This window comes from Streptomyces sp. enrichment culture (assembly GCF_964273145.1).
Lineage (GTDB): Bacteria > Actinomycetota > Actinomycetes > Streptomycetales > Streptomycetaceae > Streptomyces.
Window position 1 is genome coordinate 3,735,825 of the sequence record NZ_OZ186873.1, and the last position, 23,469, is coordinate 3,759,293.

General features: G+C 73.5%; 20 protein-coding genes and 1 riboswitch. Of the genes, 12 read left to right on the top strand and 8 right to left on the bottom strand.

Annotated features, from left to right (window positions below):
• Positions 1-40 precede the first annotated feature (40 nt).
• The 5 genes from ACSU6Z_RS16920 to ACSU6Z_RS16940 all read left to right on the top strand — a co-directional run bounded on the left by ACSU6Z_RS16920 (position 41) and on the right by ACSU6Z_RS16940 (position 7,890).
• Positions 41-1,303, top strand: coding sequence for a DegT/DnrJ/EryC1/StrS family aminotransferase (locus ACSU6Z_RS16920; RefSeq protein WP_437046606.1), 1,263 nt, complete (start codon positions 41-43; stop codon positions 1,301-1,303).
• Positions 1,296-3,794 carry a lipopolysaccharide biosynthesis protein gene (locus ACSU6Z_RS16925; RefSeq protein WP_437046608.1) on the top strand — a complete coding sequence of 833 codons (2,499 nt, stop codon included), beginning with the start codon at positions 1,296-1,298 and terminating at the stop codon, positions 3,792-3,794. Before ACSU6Z_RS16920 ends, ACSU6Z_RS16925 begins: the two co-directional genes overlap by 8 nt.
• 377 nt (positions 3,795-4,171) lie before the next feature.
• On the top strand, positions 4,172-6,088 hold the full coding sequence (locus tag ACSU6Z_RS16930) for a glycosyltransferase (RefSeq protein WP_437046610.1): 1,917 nt from the start codon (positions 4,172-4,174) through the stop codon (positions 6,086-6,088).
• Between the two features lie 186 nt (positions 6,089-6,274).
• On the top strand, positions 6,275-6,745 hold the full coding sequence (locus ACSU6Z_RS16935) for a hypothetical protein (protein ID WP_437046611.1): 471 nt from the start codon (positions 6,275-6,277) through the stop codon (positions 6,743-6,745).
• Positions 6,742-7,890: a glycosyl hydrolase gene (locus ACSU6Z_RS16940; RefSeq protein WP_437046612.1), complete on the top strand. Its 1,149-nt coding sequence runs from the start codon at positions 6,742-6,744 to the stop codon at positions 7,888-7,890. The genes ACSU6Z_RS16935 and ACSU6Z_RS16940 overlap by 4 nt, the downstream gene beginning before the upstream one ends.
• 99 nt (positions 7,891-7,989) lie before the next feature.
• Here the strand turns inward: ACSU6Z_RS16940 and ACSU6Z_RS16945 are convergent, their stop codons facing one another.
• The 3 genes from ACSU6Z_RS16945 to ACSU6Z_RS16955 form a co-directional block, all read right to left on the bottom strand.
• Complete coding sequence (locus tag ACSU6Z_RS16945; RefSeq protein WP_437046614.1) at positions 7,990-8,844, bottom strand: polysaccharide deacetylase family protein; 855 nt, start codon at positions 8,842-8,844, stop codon at positions 7,990-7,992.
• Complete coding sequence (locus ACSU6Z_RS16950; protein ID WP_437046616.1) at positions 8,841-10,217, bottom strand: glycosyltransferase; 1,377 nt, start codon at positions 10,215-10,217, stop codon at positions 8,841-8,843. The genes ACSU6Z_RS16945 and ACSU6Z_RS16950 overlap by 4 nt, the downstream gene beginning before the upstream one ends.
• Positions 10,218-10,345: 128 nt before the next feature.
• Positions 10,346-11,410, bottom strand: a complete 1,065-nt coding sequence (locus ACSU6Z_RS16955; protein ID WP_437046618.1) for a GNAT family N-acetyltransferase — start codon at positions 11,408-11,410, stop codon at positions 10,346-10,348.
• Between the two features lie 323 nt (positions 11,411-11,733).
• Between ACSU6Z_RS16955 and ACSU6Z_RS16960 the strand changes: the two genes are divergently transcribed.
• A complete protein-coding gene (locus ACSU6Z_RS16960) occupies positions 11,734-12,546 on the top strand; it encodes an HAD family hydrolase (protein WP_437046619.1) in 813 nt (270 codons plus the stop codon).
• 23 nt (positions 12,547-12,569) lie between these two features.
• On the opposite strand, the gene ACSU6Z_RS16965 is transcribed toward ACSU6Z_RS16960, so the two are convergent.
• The gene (locus ACSU6Z_RS16965; protein WP_437046621.1) at positions 12,570-13,058 is read right to left on the bottom strand and encodes a transglycosylase SLT domain-containing protein; all 489 of its coding nucleotides are present in this window, start codon (positions 13,056-13,058) and stop codon (positions 12,570-12,572) included.
• Positions 13,059-13,062: 4 nt separating this feature from the next.
• A riboswitch (cyclic di-AMP (ydaO/yuaA leader) is annotated at positions 13,063-13,232 on the bottom strand.
• A 638-nt stretch (positions 13,233-13,870) separates the two neighbouring features.
• Between ACSU6Z_RS16965 and ACSU6Z_RS16970 the strand changes: the two genes are divergently transcribed.
• The 4 genes from ACSU6Z_RS16970 to ACSU6Z_RS16985 all read left to right on the top strand — a co-directional run bounded on the left by ACSU6Z_RS16970 (position 13,871) and on the right by ACSU6Z_RS16985 (position 18,504).
• A complete protein-coding gene (locus ACSU6Z_RS16970; protein ID WP_437046622.1) occupies positions 13,871-14,881 on the top strand; it encodes a polyprenyl synthetase family protein in 1,011 nt (336 codons plus the stop codon).
• Between the two features lie 412 nt (positions 14,882-15,293).
• Positions 15,294-16,550: a LolA family protein gene (locus ACSU6Z_RS16975; protein ID WP_437046624.1), complete on the top strand. Its 1,257-nt coding sequence runs from the start codon at positions 15,294-15,296 to the stop codon at positions 16,548-16,550.
• 24 nt (positions 16,551-16,574) lie between these two features.
• Positions 16,575-17,549, top strand: coding sequence for an ABC transporter ATP-binding protein (locus ACSU6Z_RS16980; protein ID WP_437046626.1), 975 nt, complete (start codon positions 16,575-16,577; stop codon positions 17,547-17,549).
• Positions 17,536-18,504 (top strand): ABC transporter permease, encoded by a 969-nt coding sequence (locus ACSU6Z_RS16985; RefSeq protein WP_437046628.1) that lies wholly within the window; start codon positions 17,536-17,538, stop codon positions 18,502-18,504. The genes ACSU6Z_RS16980 and ACSU6Z_RS16985 overlap by 14 nt, the downstream gene beginning before the upstream one ends.
• Here the strand turns inward: ACSU6Z_RS16985 and ACSU6Z_RS16990 are convergent.
• Positions 18,494-19,105: a flavodoxin family protein gene (locus ACSU6Z_RS16990; protein WP_437046630.1), complete on the bottom strand. Its 612-nt coding sequence runs from the start codon at positions 19,103-19,105 to the stop codon at positions 18,494-18,496. The genes ACSU6Z_RS16985 and ACSU6Z_RS16990 overlap by 11 nt on opposite strands.
• A 554-nt stretch (positions 19,106-19,659) precedes the next feature.
• On the opposite strand from ACSU6Z_RS16990, the gene ACSU6Z_RS16995 reads away from it, so the two are divergent.
• Positions 19,660-20,391, top strand: a complete 732-nt coding sequence (locus ACSU6Z_RS16995; RefSeq protein ID WP_437046631.1) for a hypothetical protein — start codon at positions 19,660-19,662, stop codon at positions 20,389-20,391.
• Here ACSU6Z_RS16995 and ACSU6Z_RS17000 read toward each other — a convergent pair.
• A complete protein-coding gene (locus ACSU6Z_RS17000) occupies positions 20,388-21,479 on the bottom strand; it encodes an IS630 family transposase (protein WP_437046633.1) in 1,092 nt (363 codons plus the stop codon). The genes ACSU6Z_RS16995 and ACSU6Z_RS17000 overlap by 4 nt on opposite strands.
• Before the next feature lie 201 nt (positions 21,480-21,680).
• Between ACSU6Z_RS17000 and ACSU6Z_RS17005 the strand changes: the two genes are divergently transcribed.
• Positions 21,681-22,442: a transposase gene (locus ACSU6Z_RS17005; protein WP_437050353.1), complete on the top strand. Its 762-nt coding sequence runs from the start codon at positions 21,681-21,683 to the stop codon at positions 22,440-22,442.
• Between the two features lie 41 nt (positions 22,443-22,483).
• Here ACSU6Z_RS17005 and ACSU6Z_RS17010 read toward each other — a convergent pair whose 3' ends face one another.
• Positions 22,484-22,867: a VOC family protein gene (locus ACSU6Z_RS17010; RefSeq protein ID WP_437050355.1), complete on the bottom strand. Its 384-nt coding sequence runs from the start codon at positions 22,865-22,867 to the stop codon at positions 22,484-22,486.
• 117 nt (positions 22,868-22,984) lie between these two features.
• On the bottom strand, positions 22,985-23,461 hold the full coding sequence (locus tag ACSU6Z_RS17015; protein ID WP_437046634.1) for a VOC family protein: 477 nt from the start codon (positions 23,459-23,461) through the stop codon (positions 22,985-22,987).
• Positions 23,462-23,469 lie beyond the last annotated feature (8 nt).

Sequence of the window (23,469 nt, forward strand, 5' to 3'; positions counted from 1 at the left end):
CCTCGGGGAGGGGGCGTTCCGACGGCACACAGGGGGGCGGATGGCCATGCGGGAGGGGGCCGGTCCGGGTTCGGCGCGGCCGGGGTCACAGCCGGAACGGCTGGAAGAGACCATGCGCCGGCGACTCGGCCGGGAGTGCGTGTACGTGCCGTCGTGCCGGTACGGGCTGTACGTGGCGCTGCGCCACTGGTGCCCGCCGGGCGGCAGGGTGCTGATGTCGCCGGTCAACGACGACGTCATCTTCTTCGTCGTGCTCGCGGCAGGACTGCGGCCGGTGCAGGCGCCGGTGAACCCGGTGGACGCGTCCATCGACGTCGACGCCGTGCCCGACGAGGTGTGGGGTTCGCTGTCCGCCGTGCTCACGACGAACCTGTACGGGAACCCGGACCCGGCGCCCGAACTGCGGAAGAGGTGCGACGCGTTGGGCATCCCGCTGCTCGAGGACGCGGCACACGCCATCGGCAGCGAGATCGGCGGGCGCCCCGTCGGAGCCTGGGGCGACGCCTCCGTCTTCAGCCTCTCCAAGCACGTCGGCGCCCAGGCCGGGGGCGTGCTGGCCGTCGCCGACCCCGGGCTGCGGGAAGCGCTGGCCAAGTCCTGCGAGGACCTGCTCCTGCCGCAGCGGGTGACGGCCGAAGCCGCCTACGCCGTACGGCCCTACGCGGAGGCCGCCGTGCGGGCGCTGCGGTTGCGGCGCGCCGCCCGGGCGACGATGCGGCTGCTGGGGCTGACGGAGCGCGAGGGGATCCGGATGCCGCTGCGCCCGCGGGAACTGGCCCGTGCGGTCGCCGCGGCGCCGGACCTCGGGGCGCACGACCCCTGGGTCCGGGTGGACCTGCACGACTACCGGTTGCGCTCCGGCCGGCTGCGGCTGGCCCGCATCGGCCGCAGGCTGGACCGGCTGGACGAGGTGCTCGCGGCCTGCCGGGCGGGCACGGAGCTGCTGCTGTCGACGCGCTGGGCGCCGCCTGCCGCACGGGGGGCAGCGGGGCGGCGGGTGCGGCCGCCGGACCGCGCGCAGCCGTTGTTCCGGGTGCCGTTGCTGGTGGCCGACCGGGACGCGGCGATCGCGGCGCTGGCGCGGCGGGGCGTGGTCGTCGGCTACCTCTACGACCCGCCCCTGGACGACTACGCGGGTGAGGAGTTCACCGACCTGTCCCCCGATCCGGAGGGGGCGCGCTGGTTCGCGCGGCACGCGCTGCCCGTCGATCCGCTGCGTGCCCGGGCGGTCGTCGAGGTGCTGGGGGAAGCCGGAGCACGGCCCGCCGAGCTGCCGGAGGGGCGGGGTCCGTCCCGTGGCTGAGACGCAGGTGCACGAGGCCGCCGCGGTTCCCGCCGGCGGCGGCCCGAAGGCGCCTGGTGGCGGGCCCGCCGCCGACTCGCTGTTCAAGAACGCCTACTTCCTCATGCTCAGCACCGGCGTGTCCGCGGTGCTCGGGCTGGGGTTCTGGCTGGTGGCCGCGCGCTACTACGCGGAGGAGGCCGTCGGCCAGGGGTCGGCCGCCATCGCCGCGATGCGGCTGCTCGCCAGCATCACGGCGACGACGATGATCGGCGCGGTCGTCCGCTTCGTGCCGCGCGCCGGCCGGGCCACCGCGTCCCTGGTGTGGCGTACGTACGCGGCCAGTTCGGTCGTCGTCGCCCTGGCCGCCCTGGTGTTCCTGCTCACGCTCGACCTGTGGGGCGCGTCGTACGCACCGCTGGGCACGCCCGCCGCGGGCGCGGTCTTCGTCGCGGCGTGCGTGGCGTGGGCGCTGCTCACCCTCCAGGACGGGGTGCTGACCGGGCTGCGCAAGGCCGAGTGGGTGCCGGCCGGCAACGCGGTCTTCTCGGTCGGGAAACTGGTCCTGCTGGCCGTCTTCGCCGGCACCCTGCCGGTGCTCGGCGTCTTCGTCTCCTGGGCCGTGGCGATCGCCTTCTCCACCCTGCCGCTCGGCTGGCTCGTCTTCCGCCGGCTCATCCCGCGCCAGGCCGCCGCCGACCGCCACCTGGAACCGCCCGGCCTCACGGAGATGGGCCGCTTCCTGGCCGGGGACTCGCTGGGCGCGCTGTTCAGCCTCGCCATGATCAACCTGCTGCCGGTGATGGTCGCCGTGCGCTTCACCGCCGCGGAGAACGGCTACTTCTACGTGGCGTACACCGTCGGCGGGACGATGGAGTTCATGGCCATCAACATGGCCTCGTCGCTCACCGCCCACGCCTCGCACGACCCGCGCCACCTGGCCGACGGAGTCCGCGGGGCGCTGCGCCGCATGACGCTGCTGCTGGTGCCCGTGGTGCTGGTGCTGGTGGTGTTCGCCCCGCAGATCCTCACCCCCTTCGACGCGGACTACGCCGAACACGGCTCCGCGGTGCTGCGGCTGCTCGCCCTCGGGGCGCTGCCGCGCGTCGTCGTCGAGCTGTACATCGGGGTGCTGCGGGTCCAGGGCCGCACCGGGATGCTCGCCGTCGTCCAGGGCACCATGTGCACCCTCGTGCTGGGCAGTGCGGCCGTGCTGTTCACCCCGGCCGGGATCGCGGGCGCGGGCTGGGCGGTGCTGCTGAGCATGACGGTGGTCGCCGCCGGCTGCGTCCCCGGCCTGCGTTCCGCGCTGCGCGGAGCCGGCGGGCCCGGCGGAACCGGTGCCTCCGACCCCGTCGGCCGCCCGCGCGGCGACCGGAAGGCGGCCCCCGGCACCCCCGCCTACGGAACCCGCTGGGCCCGGCTGAACGCCACCGCCGGATACGGCACGACCCGGGCCCGCCGGGCGGCGTACGGAGGGCAGGCCGGCGGAGAGCCGCGTGAGGACACCGTCGCCCTGTTCATCGGGGTTCCGGGGTACGAGCGGGAGGCGCTGGAGGCGGACACCCTCGCGATGATCGTGCGGCCCCGGGAGTCCGGCGAACCCGAGTCCGAGGTCGGAGCCCGATCCGAGGCCGGGTCCGGAACCGGGCAGGGCCCCGGAGGGCGGAGCCGGGCGGAGTCCCGGCCGGAGGAACCCGGTGAGCGGGAGGGACCGGCGGGGCGCGAGGGGGCCGTACGGAGCGAGGACCGCGCACGCGGTGAGGAGCAGCCCGGTCGACGGGAGGGGCCAGGACGGCGCGAGGGGGCCGAGCGGCCCGGTGGGCCGGTGTCCGGGGCCGATCCCTGGGAACGGCGTCTGCGGCCGGCCCTGTGGGCGGTGCTCGGCATCGCCACCGCGGTGTTCTGGGCGGCGCTGCTCGATCTTCCGTGGCGGGGTGGCGGGACGTCCGGCACCGCCGGGGAGGAGCTCACCGGGCGGCGCCTGCTGGACGGGCTGCCCCTGCCGGCGCTGGCCGCCGGGGGCCTGCTTCTAGTCGTGTTCGCGGCGTCCGTGACGCTGTCCACCCGGCGTGACCCGCGGCTGCCCGGAGCAGCGCTGGGCTCGGCCGTCCTCGCCCTGTACGCCGCGCCCGTCGCCCTCGGACGGGAACCACGCCCGGTCGGTGGGGCGTTGTACACGCAGACGGCCGGTTTCCTCGCGGACACGATCGGGCTCGACGGGCCCGGGCCGCTGCTGCGCTGGTCGCCGCTCGTCTTCCAGCTGCTGTGTCTCGTACCGCTGTGGCTGCTGCTCGCGCACGCGGGCGGGCGGCTGCCGTGGGCGGGGCGCTGGGGGGTTCTCTATCTCGCCGCGGTGGGGGGCTGGGTGTGGCGGCAGGCGCTCGCGCCGGCCGCACCGCCCCTCCTCCTGCTGCTCGTCCTGACCGTCCTGCTCCTCTCACTGCGCCGTCCGGCACCGTCGACGGACCCCCCGCACCGCACCGGGCCGAACGGCAGATCCAGGTACTGATCGAGCACAGAGCCGAATTCCGCCAGGGGGGAACCGTCGTGCGTCCGCCAGCAACTCCACGGGAGAGAACCGGCTCGGAGCCCGCGCCCGAGTCCGGGCGGGAGGCCCCGCACGCGCCGGGGACCCCGCAGACCGCGCAGCCCCCGGAAGCGGGACAGGCTCCGGAACCGGCGGGAACGGCCGCGGTCACGGCGGGGGCGGCGGTTCCGGAGGAACCAGGGGGCTCAGCGGGCCCGGTGGGGCAGGCGACTCCGGCGGACCCGGCGGGGTCGGCGGGGTCGGCGGGCGCGCAGGAACAGGCCGCCGCCCGGGTCTCGCAGGAATCCACCGGCCGGGGTGCGCAGGAGGCCTCCCCCCGCCCCACCGGAAAGGTGGCCGTGCGGGATCCCGGTCCCCGCCCCGGGCCGACCCCGGACACCCGGCAGCCGGCCACCACCCCGCAGTCCCCCGGTTCCGCGGCCGAGCCCGTGGGTGATCCCTCCGGCCTCCCGCCCGCCCCGTCCCGGCGCGGCGCCGCCGCCCGGCCCGCCGTACCGCTGCTCGCCGCCCTCGCGCTGTGGGCGTACGCGGTGTGGCGCACGGACGTCTCCACCCTCGACGACTTCGGCCTCGTCACCGCTCTGCACCCCGCCTTCTGGGCCGGACTCGGCGTGCTGACCGCCGGCTTCTGGTTCACCGTCCGCGACCCCCGGCATCGCGGCGGCTGGCCGGCGGCGTACGTCCTCGGGCTGCTGGTGATGGAGCGGGCCACCCAGGTCCTGGTCTACCCCACCCCGCTGTACGCGTGGGCGTGGAAGCACGACGCGGTCATCGACCACCTGCTGACGTCCGGAGGACTCGGCACCCAGGAACAACTCGGTGACATGGCCGTCTACGACCAGTGGCCGGGCTTCTTCGCCGCCCAGGCGGCACTGGTGCGGCTGCTCGGTGTGGACAACGCCGCGATGTACATGGCCTGGTGGCCGCTGGTCTCCAGCGTGCTGCTGCTGCTCCCGCTGCTGCTGATCTACCGCACCTTCACCGCGGACCGCCGGCTGATCTGGACCGCGGTCTGGCTGTTCTGCGTCGGCAACTGGGTGGGGCAGGACTACTTCTCCCCGCAGTCCGTCGCCTTCGTGCTGCACCTGGGCGTCCTGGCCGTCGTCCTGCGCCGGTTCGGCCGCTGCGCAGGGCGGCGCGGGCGGCAGGGGCAGGCCGTGTGGACGGTGGTGATCACGTTGCTGGTCACGGCCATCGTCATCTCCCACCAGCTGACACCGGGCATGCTGGTCGTCTCGCTGGTGGCCCTGTGCCTCACCCGCCGCCACCGGGACTGGGTGCCGCCGGTCACCGCGGTGGTCCTCTTCCTCGCCTGGTGCCTGACGGCCGCGCTGCCCTTCCTGTCCGCCGCGATGCCGGACATGATCCGCTCGGTCGGTGACGTGGGCGGCAACGTCTCCACCGGATACGGTGCCACACCGACCGGCACCGGAGCGGTGGCGACCTCCTGGGCGGCCCGGCTGCTGTCGGGCTCGGTCCTGCTGCTCGCGCTGCTCGGCGTGGTGCGCCAACGGGTGCTGCGACGCCGGGCACTGCCGCTGCTGCTGGTCGCGGCGGCGCCGCTGCCGATGCTCGTGGCGAGCAGCTACGGCAGCGAGATGATCTTCCGGGTGCTGATGTTCATGCTGCCCGGTGCCGCGTTCTTCGGTGCCGCCGCGCTGCTGCCCACGGTGCGCGCCCCGGCCGCCGACACCGCCGTGCGGGGGGCCGGCGAGCGGGCGACCGCCCCGGCCCCGGCCGGGCGCCGTGGGGCCCTCGCGGTGCCGGCGTCGCGGTACGGCACCTGGCCGCCGCTGCTGGTCCTGCTCGGCGGAACGCTCGCGTTCGTGCCGAGCTACTCCGGCAAGGACCGCATCAACTACTTCCCGCCGCAGGAGGTCGCCCTCGTGAGGCAGCTGTTCGACCAGGCGCCCGACGGGTCCCTCGTCGTCGCCGCCAACCGGAACTACCCGCTCGCCTACGACTCGTACTGGCGGGTCGACCACTACTGGTTCCTCGACGACGACCGGCGCCACGTCGACCGGATCGTGCGGGACCCGGCCGCCACCCTGGCCCGTGACATGGCCGGAGTGGAGCCGCCGGGCCGGGCCTACGTGCTGTTCACCCAGGGGCAGTGGGCCAACTCCGAGATGAACGGGCAGCTCGGCGAGGCCCAGTTGGGACGGATCCGGGAGTCCGTCGCCGCCTCGCCGCGCTTCGAGCAGGTGGCGCGCAACAGCGCCGGCGTGCTTTACGCCCTGAAACCGGCGAGCTGAGGAGGGAGCCGTCCGATGCGCCGGTCCTCACCCCACCACACGGTCGGCAGTCCGGCCGACCACACGCCTGACCACGCGTCCGGCCACACGCCCGATCACACGATCGACCGTACGGCCGACCACACGGCCGACCACACGACCGACATGTCCGGCAGCACCGACTCGACCGAGCGGACGGACCGTTCCATGACTCCGCAGGACCTCGTGATCCGCATGCTGCCCCCGTTCGGCGGCTGGCTGGCCCTGGCCGCGCTCGCCCTGCCCGGGGGGTCGCCGCTGCGCGGCGCGGCGGTCGCGGCGTTCCTGGTCGCGGGCCCGGGTGCCGCCTTCGTCGGAGTCTGCGGGCCCGCGCTGCGGGTGCGGCCCGCCGAGAAGCCCGCCGAACACCGCGACCCCTGTTTCGAGCGCCGCTCCGACCTGCTGGAACGGCTGGTGCTGACCGTCCTGCTGAGCGTGAGCACCGCGATGCTGGTCTCCACGGTACTGATCTCCGCGCGTGCCCTCAGCGGGCAGCGGGTGCTGCTGGTCCTCACCCTGCTGACGACGCTCGCCGCGTTCTGCCCACGCCCGCGCGCCACACCGAGGGCGAGGGCGGGGACGGGGGCCGGGAAGGGAACGGAGACGACGCACAGGACACGGAAGGGCTCAGCTCTGTGAAATCCGCCCGCCCCTCACGCCGCGTCCCCGCCGCCCAGGCCCCCGCGGGCCCGCGCGGCCGGCACGGCCGCCCGCGCGGCCACCGCCGGCGCCGGCTGCTGCTCACGTCCGCCGCGGTGACCTGCGCGGTCCTGTTCGCCGTACTCGCCCTTCGCAACGCCTCCGGCCCCGACGACGGTTCGAGGACGCGACCCTCCGCACACGACGGCACGTGCCGGCCCACCGCCCTCCTCGAACCGCCCTGCGGCGCCTGGTTCGGCGCGTTCGTACCGCACGACAAGTCGGACCTCGGGGAGAAGGTGCGCGCCTACGAGGAGCGCGTGGGCCGCAAGCTCGACATCGTGTACACGTACCACGACATGTCGGCGGTCGAGGGCACCCGCCTGGAGGGCCAGCTGCTGACCGAGGAGGAGCAGCGCGTCGGCGAGGACCGCATGCTGCTGCTGTCCTGGGAGAGCAAGTGGTGGGGCGGTACGAAACGCCAGCAGCCGACCTGGAAGCAGATAACCGACGGTGAGCTGGACGCCTCCGTCATCGACGTCCAGGCCCGGCGCGTCAAGGACTACGGCGCCCGCACCGGCAAGAAGGTCTTCCTCTCCTTCGACCTGGAGATGGACACCCGGACACCGGACAACGGCACCCCGGCGGAGTACGTCCGGGCCTACCGGCACATCCACGACCGGTTCCGCGAGCTGGGCGTGGACAACGTCGTGTGGACCTGGATCATCACCGGCTATCTGGGACACGCCGATCTGTTCGAGCGGATGTACCCGGGGGACGGGTACGTCGACTGGATCGGCTACAACCAGTACAACTACTACCTCTGCCACAGGACCGGCTGGCTGTCCTTCGCCCAGACCCAGCGGGCCACGCACGAATGGATCCGCACGCACCTGTCGGCCGACAAACCCCTGATGCTCTCGGAGTTCGGCAGCGCGGCCGACCCGGACCGCCCGGACCGGCAGGCCGACTGGTACGCGCAGGTGCCCTCGGTGCTCAAGAGCCTGGACGGTGTCAAAGCGGCGCTGCAGTGGAACTACCGGGACCCCGGACCGCACTGCGACCTCGCCCTGGCGAACGACCGTTCCTGGGCCAGCCTGCGCAAGGCGGTCTCCGACCCCTACCTCAACCAGCCACGGAAGTGAGGGGACCGGCCACGGGAGGGGAGTGGGCGGACGGCGGCGGTGGGGCCGGGCACCTCGCCCCCACCTCCACCCCCGCCCTTTCCCCTTCCCGCCGTCCGCTCAGCCCGCGAAGGACGGCCCCCGCACGGCCGCCCGGGCCCGCCGGTACCAGCGCCAGCCGATCGTCTTCGGCCCGTCGCGGTAGGGCGCGACGCGCGCGCCCCCGCCCGCCAGCCAGGCCCGGACGTCGGCGACCGTGTGGCCGCGACGCACGATGAGCCGGGCGATGCGGTACCGCTCGTCGCGGTCGGAGCTGAGCGCGTGCCGCACGGCGGTCGCCGTCTCGTAGCCGGCGCGGGCGGCCATGGCCCGCACCCTCGCGCTGTTGTAGCCGTGCGGGTAGGCGAGGTGCCGGACCGCGTGACCGAGGGCGTCCTCCAGGACGTCCTTGGAGGTGCGCAGCTCGTACGCCAGCCGCCGGGCGGACAGGGTGTCCAGCTGGGCGTGGGTGACGGTGTGGCTGCCGATCTCCATGCCGGAACGTTCCAGCTCCGCCACCCGGTCCAGCGTCATCATCGGGGCGGGCGGCAGCAGACTGCGCCCGCCCGGCGCGATGGCACCGGTGGTGAGGTAGGCGGTGGCGGGCAGGGAGCGCGCGGCCAGGGCCTCGGCGGTGGGGCCGGGCAGGTCGGCGAAGCCGTCGTCGAAGGTGAGCAGCACCGGCCGGGGCGGCAGCGGCGCCCGCCCGGCCAGATGGTCGGCGAGCGCGCCGATGGTCAGCGGAGTACGGCCGCTGTCGACGACGGCGTCCAGATGGGCGGCGAACTCCTTGGGCCCGACCGTGAACTCGGCGATCCACGACGGGGGGTCGTCCGTCACGGCGTGATAGAGGAGGACGGGGACGGCGGTCCTGTTCCCGCCCTCGGGGCCGGGGCCCGCCGGCCGTCTGCCGCCGCCGTCCGCCGCTGCCGTCATCTCGCCTCCCGGGTGAGCGTGCGCAGGGCGCGCCGCGCCCGCAGATAGCCGACGGGGCCGTACAGCATCCCCCGGCGCTGCAGCCGGGAGAGGCGGTGCGGCCAGGGGTGCGTGCGCGCATCGTGCGCGCCCGGCGTGCCGGCCGTGCCGTCCGCGCCGTCCGTGTGCCGGGCGGCGCTCAGGGCGCGGGCGTGGGCCAGGCCGCGGGGCAGCCGGGCGAGGAAGGCCGGCAGCAGCGCGGGGCGGTTCACCAGGATCGCCGTGAGGTAGGCGGTGAGGCCGGCGCCGTAGCCGTACGCCTGGGTCTCCAGGTCCTTCCAGGTCTCCCGGTGGTGGTGCCACACGAGCGCCCGCGGGGTGTAGTGCAGCCGGTGCCCCTGGGCGAGGACCCGGACGAAGCCGTACAGGTCGTCGCCGCCCCGGGCGCGTGTGCCGGCGCCGGTGGCCGGATCGAAACCGCCGACGCAGCGCAGCGCCTCGGTGCGGAAGGCCATGTTGGCGCCCGATCCGAACCGGCCCGCCGTGAACGGGAACAGCGGCTCGTCGGCGGGCGGGTCCTTCGGGTCGTACGTCCGCGGCGCGAAGCCCTTCGCGAAGCCGCCGTGGCTCTCCAGCAGCACCTGGGCCGGGGTGCGCAGCCGCGCGGGCAGGATCAGCCCCGTGGCGCAGCCCAGGCGCGGGTCGGCGGCGAAGGGCGTGGTCAGCTCGGTGAGCCAGCGCGGGTCGGCGACCACGTCGTCGTCGGTGAAGGCGACCACCTCGCCCCGGACGGCCTCGAGCCCCCGGTTGTGCGCGACGGCGAGCCCGGGCACCGGTTCGCGCACGTACCGCACGCGCTCGCCGTACTTCCGCTCGACCAGCTCCCGGGTCCCGTCGGTCACGGGCGCGTTGTCGACGACGACGATCTCGAAGTCCGGGTGGTCCTGCGCGAGGAGCGAGTCGAGGGCGCGGGCCAGCTGCCCGGCACGCTCCCGGGTGGCGACGACGACACCGGCGGACGGCGGTGGCCCGGGCGGCGGTGGCGCGGACGACGGCATCGTCCCGCGCGCCGTGCCACCGGCCCCCCGGCTGCCGGACGCCCCCTCCGGGAACTCCGCGTCCCGCGCGAGACCGGCGAGCACCTCCTTCGGGTCGGCGCCCTCGGGTACCCGGCCGAGCAGCGTACCGACGGGCCGGCCGCCCCTCCTGACCAGTACGAACACCTCGCCGGACGTCACCGGAGGGCTGCCCGGCCCGGGTCTGAGGGAGACCTCCGGGTCCCGGCCGGCCGCTCCCTCCCCGCCGCCCGGCCCCAGGTCCAGCTCGGCGACCTGCACCGGCTCGATGCCCTGGAACAGGGCGATCTCCCGCCGCACGCGCGCGGTACGGGCCACACGCCCTCCCCCCTCCGCCACGCGTCCTTCCCTCCCCGTCACGGTCCTTCCCCCCTCCGCCATACGCCCTCCTCTTCCCTCACCCCGCATGCCCCCGGGCCCGGTGCCGGAGCCGGCCGGACCCGGTGTCAGGGCCGGCGCAGCCGTGCCGCGCCCTTCAGCGTCCGTGCCGCCAGCGAGGCCAGGCGCGGCCGGCCGCGGACGAAGGCGTGCGCGCGGCGGGCCGGCTCGCGGCCCAGCCAGTGCAGCGCGGCTCCCGCACCCGGGCGCGTCACCACCCCTTCGTACACGGGCAGTTCGCCCGTCCCCAGTGACTCCTTGTACTCGGCCCGGCCCCGCCCCATGTCCAGCAGGCCGATGCCCCGGGCGGCGGCGGCCTCGGCCATCCGCAGATGCAGTACCAGTCCCGGCGAGTACTTCGCGAAGTGCGGGTCGTAGGCCGGGAACCAGCAGGCCAGCACGGACGCCGAGCGCAGCCCGAAGTGGGCGGCGACCGGCCGGCCGCCGGCGTAGAGCACGGACAGCGTGCCGCTGCACTCCGGTGCCCGGGTCACGGCGAGCCGCCCGACGAGCCGGATGATCCACTCCCGCGCGAACCGGTCCCGGCGGCCCGTACGGCGGTACTGCGCCGACTTCCACGCCATGAGCGTGCGCAGCGCGGCCGGGTCGCGCTCGTCGAAGACGAACCGGACCTCCCCGACCTGGCGGCCGAGCCTGCGCTCCTTGGCGAGCGTGGTCTTCAGGAACTTCGGCGACCGGGCGCGCAGGACGGACTCGTAGGCCTCGTACCCCTTGTCCACGTCGATGACGTAGGCGGGGTGCTCCTCGGCGGCGTACGGCACGAACAGCCCTTGTTCCGCTTCGAGGTTGTCGAAGGCGAAGCTAGACAGCGAGCAGGCCCGCAGCAGTTCGCGGGCGTCCGGCCGCAGGCCCGCGGGGAGCACCACGCCCTGGCGGTCCGACACCCCGAGCCCGATCGCCCGGCCCTGGCCCAGCGGTCCGCGCTCGTGCGGCAGGAAACCGGCCGCCTCACCGCCCTCGTAGAGCACCGCCACCCGGGCCCGTGGCCGCACCAGACCCACGGCGTCGGTGAACTCCGGTTCCATGAAGGGGTTGCGCGGTGCCGAGGACTTCGCGCGCAGTTCCCGCCAGTGCTCCCGTTCCCCCTCGCCCAGCTCCTGCGGCCTCAGCACACGAACACGTCCGCTGCTCAACCTGACCCCCCGATCAAGTCCCCCCTGGACACAAGGGACGGTACCGCCGAGTCCGGCCGGACGGTAGGCGGCGGAAGACGTTGTTGCCAATCGGTGCAGAGGCCCCCAACCGTGCGCAGCCGGTGATGCGTCAGCTTTCGGACACCCGGTTCCCTCCCTTCGGGGTCCCCGTCCCGCTCCGGTCCGCGGGGCGGGCGGCCGGCCGGCGGCCCCGCCGCCCGCCGCCCTCGGGCGTGCCGGGAGCCCGGAGCCGGCCGCTTCCGCGGTGAAACGGCGGGGCGCGCTGTCCGTATTCTCTGATCATGGACCGCACTGCATATGCCCTCATCGCCACCGACCTGGACGGAACGCTGCTGCGCGGCGACGACACCGTCTCCGACCGGTCGCGCGCGGCCCTCGCGCGGGTGGCCGAGGCCGGCGCCCGTCATCTGGTGGTCACGGGCCGCCCGGCGCCGAGGGTGCGGTCACTGCTCGAGGACCTCGGCTGCACGGGGCTCGCGGTGTGCGGGCAGGGGGCGCAGTTGTACGACGCCGGCGCGGACCGCCTGCTGTGGTCGGTCACGCTGGACCGGGAACTGGCCGAGACCGCGCTCGGCAAGATCGAGGCCGAGGTGGGGCAGGTCTACGCGGCGGTCGACCAGGACGGCGTCGACGGGCTCACCCTCATCGAGCCCGGGTACCGGATGCCGCACCCGACCCTGCCCGCGGTGCGGATCGAACGGCGCGACGACCTGTGGCGCGAGCCCATCAGCAAGGTGCTGCTGCGCCATCCCGAGCTGTCCGACGACGAGTTGGCGGCGACGGCGCGCGCGGTGATCGGCTCGCTGGCGACGGTCACCATGTCGGGTCCCGGGACCGTCGAGCTCCAGCCGTGCGGCGTCACCAAGGCGACCGGCCTCGCGCTGGCCGCCGAGCGCCTCGGCCTGGGCCCGGGGCAGACCATCGCCTTCGGGGACATGCCCAACGACATCCCGATGTTCGACTGGGCGGCACACGGCGTCGCGATGGCCAACGCCCATCCCGCCCTCAAGGCGGTCGCCGACGAGGTCACGGAATCGAACGAGGACGACGGCATCGCCGTCGTCCTCGAGCGGCTGTTTCCCGCGGTTCGTTAGCGTCCGGCGCGGTCCGCCGGCGCTCAGTACGCCCCGAAGACGTTGTCGATCGAGCCGTACCGCTGGGCCGCGTAGTTGCAGGCGGCGGTGATGTTCGCGACCGGGTCGTACGGGTCCCACGAGGTGCCGGGCACGTGGTAGGCGCGGAACGTCGGGTCGATGACCTGGAGCAGGCCCTTGGACGGGGTGCCGTTGACGGCGTTGATGTCCCAGTTGTTGATGGCGTACGGGTTGCCGGACGACTCGCGCATGATGTTGCGGTGGATGCCGTCGTACGTCCCCGGGATGCCGTGCTGCGCCATGACGTCGAGCGACTGGCGGATCCAGCCGTCGAGGTTGTTCGTGTAGCCCGTCGCCGCGGTGGCGGCGGTCGTGGCGGCCGGGGTGGCCGCGGAGGCGGTGGTGGCGCCGACGAGCGGCAGGGCGAGTACGGCGGCGCCCGTGCCGGCGAGGGCCAGCTTGCGGACGAGTCGGGCGGTGGCGGCGTGCCGGTTCTGACCGGTTGCGCGCATGACGAGTTCCTCTCCTGCCGCCTGCGAGGTGAGCTGTCGGGTTCGGGCGGGAGGTGCCCGGCCGCGGCCCTGGCGGGCACGGCTTCACCCCGAGCCGCTCCGGTGCGGTGTCCGGCGCGGCGACTTACCTGGGTCCCCCGCTCCTGCCGTGCGTGAGTTGGTCGGTCGATGGGTGTGCGTCCGGGCGGCGGCAGGATTCGGCGTCCGCCCGACAGGCCGGGAACGTATGCGAGGGCACATGTCCGAAACAAGTGCGGGAATCACCTCTGAACCGTGTTGACCTTGATCTGAGGTGTTTGTGGTACTTGATCCTTTGCGGCCGCCAAGGGTCAACTGGCTTGCGGGGCGCGGGGAGGCGGGCGGGTGCGGTGGGCGTGGCCGCCCGGTCGGCGGCGTGAGCCAATTCACGGCACACGGAAAGGCCGACAAATCAGGCAATAAGGCCAACCAGCGCTCAAATGGCCGTCGATGAGGACCGCGCCGCGTGCGGTCGGGCGGTGCGGTGAGGGGCGGGAGGCGGAGCCGCCCGTCGAAGTCGAAGGGGCGGCCTTCCCGGGGCGCGAGCCCTCGACCGCAGGGGCGGGGCCTTCCGGACCGGCCCCTGGCGCGCCGCGTCCGCCCGGGGCCCGGCTCGTGTCCGCCCATGTCCGCTGATCACGAACATGCCGGTCATGGCCGGGTATCGACCGGCCTGTGACCGTGGGCGCTATCGGTGATCGAAACGTGACCGGATACGCTGACTTGAGTGATGGCAGCGACCTATCGACAAACCGCGTAAGCGCCAGTAGACACCAGCAGACAGGAGACCCCTCGTGACCGTCGTCGGGCCGTTCGGGCTGAGCGTGCGGGACCAGGCACTGGAAGCCGATGTCCAGGCCGGGCTGGCGGCTGTCGAAGAAGGGTTGCTTGAGGCAACCAAAAGTGAAGTGCCGTTCATCACAGAGGCCGCCCAGCACCTGGTGCGCGCGGGCGGGAAGCGTTTCCGGCCGCTGCTGGTGATGCTCGCGGCCCAGTTCGGCGACCCGTACGCCCCGGGGGTCGTGCCGTCGGCCGTCGTCGTCGAGCTGACCCACCTGGCGACGCTGTACCACGACGACGTGATGGACGAGGCCGCGGTGCGGCGCGGGGTGGCCAGCGCCAACACCCGCTGGGGCAACTCGGTGGCGGTCCTCACCGGCGACTTCCTGTTCGCGCGGGCCTCGCAGATCCTCGCCGACCTCGGCCCGGAGGCCGTCCGCGTCCAGGCGCTGGCGTTCGAACGGCTGGTCACCGGGCAGATCCTGGAGACGGCCGGACCACAGGACGGACGGGACCCGGTCGAGCACTACCTCGACGTCCTCGCCGGCAAGACCGGATCGCTGGTGGCCGTCTCGTGCCGGTTCGGCGCGATGATGTCCGGGGCCCACGAGACGCACGTGGACGTGCTCACCCAGTACGGCGAACGGCTCGGCGTCGCCTTCCAGCTCGCGGACGACGTGCTGGACATCGCCTCCGACTCGCACGAGTCGGGCAAGACGCCGGGGACGGACCTGCGCGAGGGCATCGCGACCCTCCCCGTGCTGCGCCTGCGCGAACGGGCCGCCCGGCTGGGGCTGGCCGAGGACGTCGAGCTGTGCGAGCTGCTCGGCTCCGACCTGACCGACGACGAGCGCCACGCGGAGGCGCTGCGCCTGCTGCGCGCCCACCCCGCGCTGGAGCAGGCCCGCCGGGACACCGTCCGCTACGCGCAGGAGGCGCGCGCCGCGCTCACCCCGCTGCCGGAGTGCGAGGCGAAGAGCGCGCTGGTGGAGCTGTGCGACGCGGTGGTGCACCGGGCCGGTTAGCAGCCGGGTGGGACGGACGGCCGGTCCCGTCGGCCACCCGCCTGTCCCGTCGGCCACCCGCCTGTCCCGTCGGCCCGCCCTGCCCGTCCGCCCGGCCGCCCGGCCGGTCCCGTCCGTCCGGGCGGTCCCGGCCGTCCGGCTCGTCCCATCGGCCCCGCCGGTCCCGGTCGGTCGGGCCGGCGTCCCCTACTGGACGGGGGGATCGCCGTCCCCCCGCGTCATACCGCGGCAGTAGACGGAGTTGAGCCCGCAGTCTGACGAATTCACCTGTCCGATTTGGTCAGATGGAGTCCGCGGACATCACCACTCCTCACCGATTCGGGTGAGAATGGCGGCTCACGGTGAGACCGGCGCGAGAGCGCACGACGCGAGGACACGGGCAGCCGCCGCCGACCACGGAGGTAGGGCACACATGGCACCGTACGCATCCGACGACAGCACGACGGCCGCCGGGGCCGGGGAACCCGGAACCCGGCGGCGCAGGGCCGCGCGGTACGTCGTCCCGGTCGCGGTGACGGCAGTGGCGGCGGCGACGATCGGGCTCGTCCCCGCGCTCGCCGACTCCGGCGACCCCGAGCTTCCGGACATCACGGCGCAGCAGCTCATCGAGAAGATCGCCGGGTCGGACGTGCAGCAGCTGTCCGGCACGGTGAAGATCAGTACCGACCTCGGCCTGCCGGACCTGGGCGGTCTGGTGGGCGACATGGCGGGCGGCAGGGCCTCCGGTCCCGCGGGACGGGGTGACGGCGGCTCCCCGGCGGATCCCTCGGCCAGGCTCACCGAGCTGGTGTCCGGCACCCACACGCTGCGGGTCGCGGCCGACGGCCCGCACCGGCAGAAGCTGTCACTGCTGGAGAACGCGGCCGAGTACAGCCTGATCCACGACGGCAAGGACGTCTGGGGCTACGACAGCGAGTCGAACGAGGTCTACCACGCCACCGTCCCCGAGACCGCCGACGGGCGGGCGAAGGAGCGCGGGGAGCTCCCGGCCACGCCCCGGGACCTCGCCGAGGAGGCGCTGAAGGCGGTCGACGACACCACGTCCGTGACGGTCGACGGCACCGCGCGGGTCGCCGGCCGGGACGCGTACAAGCTGCTGATCGAACCCCGTCGGGAAGGCTCCACGGTCGGTGCGATCACCATCGCCGTGGACGCGGGGACCGGGCTGCCGCTGAAGTTCACCCTCACCCCGGCGAGCGGCGGCGCCGCCGTGGTGGACGCCGGCTTCACCCAGGTCGGCTTCGCGAAGCCGCCCGCCTCGACCTTCGACTTCACCCCGCCCGAGGGCGCGAAGATCACCGAGGGCGGCGAGGCGGACCGGATCCCCGGGGCGCCCCGGTCCGAGCGGAAGACCGGCGGGGATCCCGGCGGGAACCTCGCCGAGGAGCTCGACGGCCTGAAGGTCGTCGGCGAGGGCTGGAACGCGATCGCCGTCCTCGACACGGGCGGGCAGGGCCTGCCGGCCGCATCCGCGGGCGGTGGCCGCGGGGAGCCGGGAGCCCTCGGCGGCTTCCTCGGCTCGTTCGGCGAGGAGGTCTCCGGCACCTTCGGCTCGGGCACGGTGTTCACCACCCGCCTCGTCAACGCCCTGATCACGCAGGACGGCACGGTCTACGCCGGCACGGTCACGAAGGACGCGCTGGTGAAGGCGGCCGACGCCGGGAAGTGAGTGCCGGGAGCGATGAGGGAGCCGATGAACGAGCCGTCCGCCGTGGAACCGGACCGGGCAGACGCGGGGGACGCGGTCATCGCCACCCGTGCGCTGACCAAGCGCTACCGCGGCGGACAGCTTGCCGTCGACGGTCTGGACCTGACCGTCCCGGCGGGCAGCGTCTTCGGCTTCCTCGGCCCCAACGGCTCCGGCAAGACCACCACCATCCGCATGCTGATGGGCCTGATCGAGCCGACCTCGGGCACCGCCCTCGTGCTGGGCCGGCCCATGCCCCGCGCCGCCCGCTCCGTACTGCCGCGGGTCGGGGCGCTCATCGAGGGGCCGGCCCCGTACGGCTTCCTGTCCGGGCGCGACAACCTGCTGCGGTACGACGCCGCCGACCCGAGCGCCGACCCCCGCACCCGGCGCCGCCGCGTCGCCGACGCGCTGGACCGCGTCGGCCTCACCGCCGCGGCGGGCAAGAAGGCGAGGGCGTACTCCCTCGGCATGAAGCAGCGCCTCGGCCTGGCCGCGGCGCTGCTCCGGCCCCGCCGGCTCCTGGTGCTGGACGAGCCGACCAACGGGCTCGATCCGCAGGGCATGCGGGAGATCCGCACCCTGATCCGGGAACTGGCCTCCGACGGCACCACCGTCTTCCTCTCCTCCCACCTCCTCGACGAGATCGAGCAGGTGTGCACGCACGCCGCGGTGATGGCGCGGGGGCGCCTGATCACCCAGGGCACGGTCGCCGGCCTGGTGGCGGGGCTGCGCGGCCGGCTGGTGGTGACCACGCCGGATTCCGGGGAGGCGGCGCGGGTGCTGAAGGAGCAGGGGGCCGCGGACGTGGCCGTCGCCGAGGACCGGGTCACGGCCGAGCCGCCCGACCGCGACCTCGCGGACGTCAACGCGGCGCTGGTGGCGGCGGGCGTGAGGGTCCGCGGCTTCGGGACGGAACGGGCCTCCCTGGAGGACGCGTTCGTGGCACTGACGGGGGAGGGGTTCGATGTCGCGGGCTGAGGCGGGGGAGGCGGGGAAGGCCAGGGGGACCGGAGCGATCGGGGAGGCCGGGGGGACCGGAGCGATCGGGGAGGCCGGGGGTGCCGCGGGAACCGTACGGGCACGGTCCGGGCCCGGGCCGCGGCCCCTGTGGACCCTCGCGCTGCTGCGCAGTGAACTGCGGACCACCTTCCGGCGCTGGCGCACCCTGGCGCTGCTGGGCGTGCTGGCCGCCGTACCGGTCCTGGTCGGGACCGCCGTCCGGATCGAGACGGGTGACGGCCCACCGGCCGGCGGCGGTCAGGGGCCGGCGTTCGTCGCGCAGATCACCCACAACGGCCTGTTCCTGGTCTTCACCGCGCTGGCCGCCACGCTCCCGTTCTTCCTGCCGATGGCCGTCGGGGTCGTCGCGGGCGACGCGATCGCTGGCGAGGCGAGCGCGGGCACCCTGCGCTACCTGTTGGTCGCCCCCGCCGGCCGTACCCGCCTGCTGCTCACCAAGTACGCGGCGGTGCTGGCGTTCTGCCTGGCGGCCACCCTGGTGGTCGCCGTGTCCGCGCTCGCGGTCGGGGCACTGCTGTTCCCGCTGGGCGACCTGACGACCGTCTCCGGGACGCGGATCGGCCTGGGCGAGGGCATGGGGCGGGCGCTGCTGATCGCCCTGGCCGTCGCCGCGTCACTGACCGGCGTGGCGGCCCTCGGCCTGTTCGTCTCCACGCTGACGGGCAGCGGGATCGCGGCGATGGCGACCACCGTCGGGCTGGTGATCACCGTCCAGATCCTCGATCAGCTCCCGCAACTGGACGCTTTCCGGCCATACTTCTTCTCCCACTACTGGATGTCCTTCGCCGACCTGATGCGTGAACCCGTCTACTGGGACGACCTGGAGCGGAACCTCGGCCTGCAGGCCCTGTACGCGGCGGTGTTCGGGTCGGCGGCGTGGGCGCGGTTCACGGCGAAGGACATCACGACGTAGGGGGGTGCGGGGAGGGTCGGCCGGTCTCGTACGGGAAGCGGGCGAACGGCGCCTCCCGGGCGAAGAAGGTCTTGGCGTCCGCCAGCGCCTCGGTGTCCCGCAGCACGTCACCCGGCCTGCTGCCGTTGCCGAGCAGCACACCGCCGAAGCGCATCCCCATGTACGCCGCCGAGTTGTTCAGCGTGCCGATCAGCGGGTCGGCGACCTCCCGCTCCTCGTGGGCGAGCGCGGTGACGCCCCACAGGGTGCGGCCGGCCATGGTCGCCTTGAAGTCCAGCCCCGGGGTGCGCAGCCAGCCCGCCCAGTGGTCGAGGTAGCGCTTGGTGTGGGCGGACACCGAGTACCAGTACAGCGGTGAGGCGATCACGATGTCCGTGGCGGCGAGGGTGGCGTCGAGCAGCAGGGCGGCGTCGCCCTCCCGGGGGCGGACGTGGTCGCTGTCGTGGCGCAGGTCCTGGAAGTCGGGCAGCGGGTGCTCGGCGAGGCTGATCCACCGCTGCTCGATCCCCGCGGGCAGTTGTTCGGCGGCTCGGCGGGTCAGCAACTCGGTGTTGCCGTCGGGGCGGCTGCTGCCGAGTACGAAGAGGAAGCGACGGCTCATGGTGGTCCCCCTGGGAGGTCGTCACGCGACGTACGTCGATTAAGTGCTCATGCATCATATGTACATGCATTAATCGAAGGGAAGGGGCGCGGTGACCGGAGTTCCGGCGTCCGCCCTCGGCCGGCCGCCCGGGGTGCTCGCCGGCCTCCCGGGACCGCGGGTCCCGCACCCGCCGGGCGCGGCTGCCGTGGGTGGCGGACGCGTTCGGCCGTACGGAGCCGGTCCCGGCGCCGTCCGGGACGGCCGGACCGCCCCGCGCGGGGGCCCGTGGCGATGGAGGCGGTGCGGAGGGGGTCCGCCCGATCGGGGAGGACGGCGAGGGGCTGTGCGAGAAGAACTACGCGAGGTGCGAGAGTTGCGCCAGGTGCAAGAGGTGCGCGAGGTGTGGGAGCCGCGCGTGCCGGACACCTGGACCGTGACCCGCGTGCCGGACACGCGGGCCGCGGCCACTGGGACGAGCCTGTGACGTCCTGGTGACCGGGGAGCTCCAGGGGGGCGGAGACACTCGACAGCGAACATGTGGCCGATGGCCCGGCCGTGGAAGTGAGGGCGAGATGACGTGGTTCGGCTTCGGGAGGAAGCGGGAAGGGGCGCGCCGGGCGTCCCGGACGGATGAGGGCGGGACGCCCGACGGGGTTCCGGCCGGGGAGGAGGGCCCGGTGGTGGGCCTGGGCGCGGCCGGATACCGTGTCGTGCCGCAGGACGACGCACCCGATCACGCCGCCGGATCCGGTCGGCCCCGCGGGTTCGACGCCGTCGCGGAGCGCGTGCTCGGCGACCCCGGCCCCGGCACGGCCCCGGCCTTCCTCGCCGAGCCCACGGCCCGCATCAACGAGGCCGTCAGGACGGGACGGACGGCCGGCGCGGCACAGCTCGCGGAGCAGACGGTGGCGCAGGCGTCGAAAGCGCTGGGACCGGAACACCCCGAGGTGCTCCGGCTGCGAGAACTGACCGCGTACATCGCCTACTTGTCCGACGACCCGGTCCGTGCCCTGCGCATCTGCCTCGGTCTGGCCCGGGCCCACCGCCGCGCGGGCGACGCGGAGGCCGCGTACGGCAGCGTCCACGGCGCGGACACCGCCTGGCGCGCCGTACGCGACCCCGAACAAGGGCTGGAGCTGGGGCGCGAACTGATCGGCCTGTGGGCCGGGCTGGCCGCCGAGGGCGGTCCGGCGGCTGCCGACGCCGGGCGGCTGGAGTCGGCCCGCGCCCGCATGGACCGCCTGGCCGAACGCGCCCGCGCACGCCGGTCCGGCGCCGCCGCCTGTTCCACCCCGTCCACCTAGTCTTTTGAGTCAGGAATTCTGTTCAGATAGCTGGCGAGGCGCTCAAGGATTTCGTCCGCGGTCTTGGTCCACACGTAGGGCTTGGGATCGGTGTTCCACGCGGCGATCCAGGTACGGATGTCCTTCTCCAGCGCTTGGACGCTCTTGTGGACGCCGCGCCGTATCTGCTTGTTGGTCAGCTCGGCGAACCACCGCTCGACCAGGTTGAGCCAGGACGATCCGGTGGGCGTGAAGTGCAGGTGGAAGCGGGGATGGGCCACCAGCCAGGTCTTGATCGCCGGAGTCTTGTGGGTCGCGTAGTTGTCCAGCACCAAGTGCACGTCCAGGCCCGTCGGCACCTCCTGGTCGAGCTTGATCAGGAACTTCTTGAACTCCTCGGCCCGGTGCCGGCGGTGCAGTGAGCCGATCACCTTGCCGGTGGCGACCTCCAAGGCGGCGAACAGCGTGGTGGTCCCGGCGCGCACGTAGTCGTGGGTGAGGCGCTGCGGGACCCCGGGCATCATCGGCAGCACCGGCTGGGAGCGGTCCAGCGCCTGGATCTGGCTCTTCTCGTCCACGCAGAACACCAGTGCCCGCTCGGGCGGATCCAGATACAGGCCGACCACATCATGGACCTTGTCGACGAAGTACGGATCCGTCGACAACTTGAACGTCTCCGTACGGTGCGGCTGCAGGCCGAAGGCCCGCCAGATCCGCGACACGGTCGACTGCGACAGGCCCATCTCCTTCGCCATCGCCCGCGTCGACCAGTGCGTGGCGTTCTTCGGCGTCGCCTCCAGCGTCTTGGTGACCACGGCGGCGACCTGCTCGTCGGTGACCGTCCGGGGGCCGCCCGGACGCGGCATGTCACCCAGCCCGGCGATCCGGTGCTCGACGAACCGCTTCCGCCAGCGGCCCACCGCATGCGGTGTCGAACCAAGCTGGGCGGCCACGTCCTTGTTCGACGCGCCACTCGCGCAGGCCAGAATGATCCGGCACCGCAAAGCCCACGCCTGCGGCGTGGAACGACGCCGCACCCATCCCTCCAGCGCAGCCCGTTCTGCATCCGACAGGATCAACTCGGCCTTCGGCCGCCCAGTACGCGCCACCAGGCAACCCTACACATCTGAACAGAATCCCTGACTCAGAAGACTAGGGCGTGCATCAGAAGTAGATCTTGGGCCTGAGGTGATCTTGGTTCGTGGCGCGCGGAGATCTGACGGACGCGCAGTGGGCGGTACCAGAGCCGCTGCTGCCGAGGGGAAAGAAGCCGGCCCGCGGTACGGCCCCGGCGGCAGCCGATCGACGGCATTCGGTGGCGGACCCGGACCGGCGCTCCGTGGAGGGATGTCCCAGAGCGGCACGGGCCCTGGGGTCGAGTGTGCGACCTGTTCCGCCGCTGGCAGCGGGACGGCACCTGGCAGCGGGTCTTCACCGCGCTGCAGGCCCGGGCTCGACGCCAAGGGGCTGATCACCTGGGATCTCAACGTGGACTTCACGGTATGCCGGGCCCACCAACACGCCGCCGGGGCGAGGAAAAAGGGGGCCTTGCAAAAGGAGCCACCCGGTGGCATCGCCACCGAGCCGGACGACCACGGCCTGGGACGCTCGCGCGGCGGCCTGAGCACCAAGCTCCACCTGGCCGCCGAACAGGGGCAGAGGCCCATGTCAGTCGTGGTCACCGCTGGGCAGCGCGGGGACTCCCCGCAGTTAGAGCCTGTCCTGGAGAAGGTCCGCGTGTCCCGCGTCGGGCCGTGCATCCCCGCACCCGACCCGATCGTGTGCGCACCGACAAGGCGTATGTCTCCCTGAAGAACCGCGCCTACCTGCGTCGGCGCCGGATCCGCTGCACCATCCCGGACAAGGCCGACCAAGCCCGCAACTGCAAGAAGCTCGGCTCGAACAGTGGCAGGCCGCCGAAGTCCGACCCGGAGGACTACAAGGCCCGGCACGCGGTCGAGTGCGGCATCAATCGCCTCAAGCGGCACCGGGCTGTGGTTACGAGGTACGGCAAGCTCGCGATCCGATATGAAGCGACCGTCCTCGTCGCGGCCGTCAACGAGTGGCTGTGACCAGCACTTATCCGAAGCCGGCCGGGACGGAGACGGAAGCGTCAGGAAGTCATGGCGGCTCGGTCGGACTCGCTGCGCAGAACGCAGAACTCGTTGCCTTCGGGATCGGCAAGGACCACCCAGCCAGAGCCATCGGGATTCCGGAGATCGGCGACAAGGGTGGCACCGAGGTCCAGCAGCCGTTCCACCTCCTGTTCACGCGAGGTCTCCGGGCGCAAACACAGATGGATCCGGTTCTTGATCGCCTTGGGCTCGGGCACCTGGTTGAAGTAGAGCGCTGGGCCCTCCGCCAACAACACCTGAGTCTCCGGGTCACCCGGTTTGTCCTCGGGATGCAGCGGACGACCAGTCACCCTGCTCCAGAACCGGGCCAGCTCGTAGGCATCTGCACAGTCAATCGCCACGTTCTGCAACACCGAGACCATGCGCGCGAGCCTTCCTGATTTTCGCTCCAGGCACCACCGAGTTGCGCTTGCTCCTCGCGCGTGCAGTTCGGGCACCTGGCAGCTCTTTCGATACACGCCCTGGTCCACCTGGTCCGTCTAGTGGACGCAGAACTCGTTCCCCTCCGGGTCCGCCATCAGCACCCACTCCCCGCCCTGCTCCCTCACCCGCCGCAGCACGCTCGCCCCCAGCGCCTCCAGCCGTGCGACCTCCTCCTCGCGCCGTCCCTCACCCGGGTGCAGATCGAGGTGGAGCCGGTTCTTGCCGGTCTTGGCCTCCGGCACGCGCTGGAACAGCAGGCGCCGTCCCAGGCCGGTGCCGCTCTCCTCCTGGTAGGGGTCCTCGGGGTGCCGTACGGCGATCAGGTCCCGCCAGGCGCGCCGGCCGTGCGACTCGACGGTCAGTTCCGCCGGTACGGCCCCGAATCCCAGCAGCTTCTCGATGAGCGCGCTGTTGTCCTCCACCTCGTAACCGAGGGCGGCGGACCAGAAGTCGGCCTGTGCGTGCGGATCGGTGGCGTCGACGACGAGCTTCCAGTGGACGGGCACGGGCGCGGATGCGTGGGGTTGACTCATGTAACCAC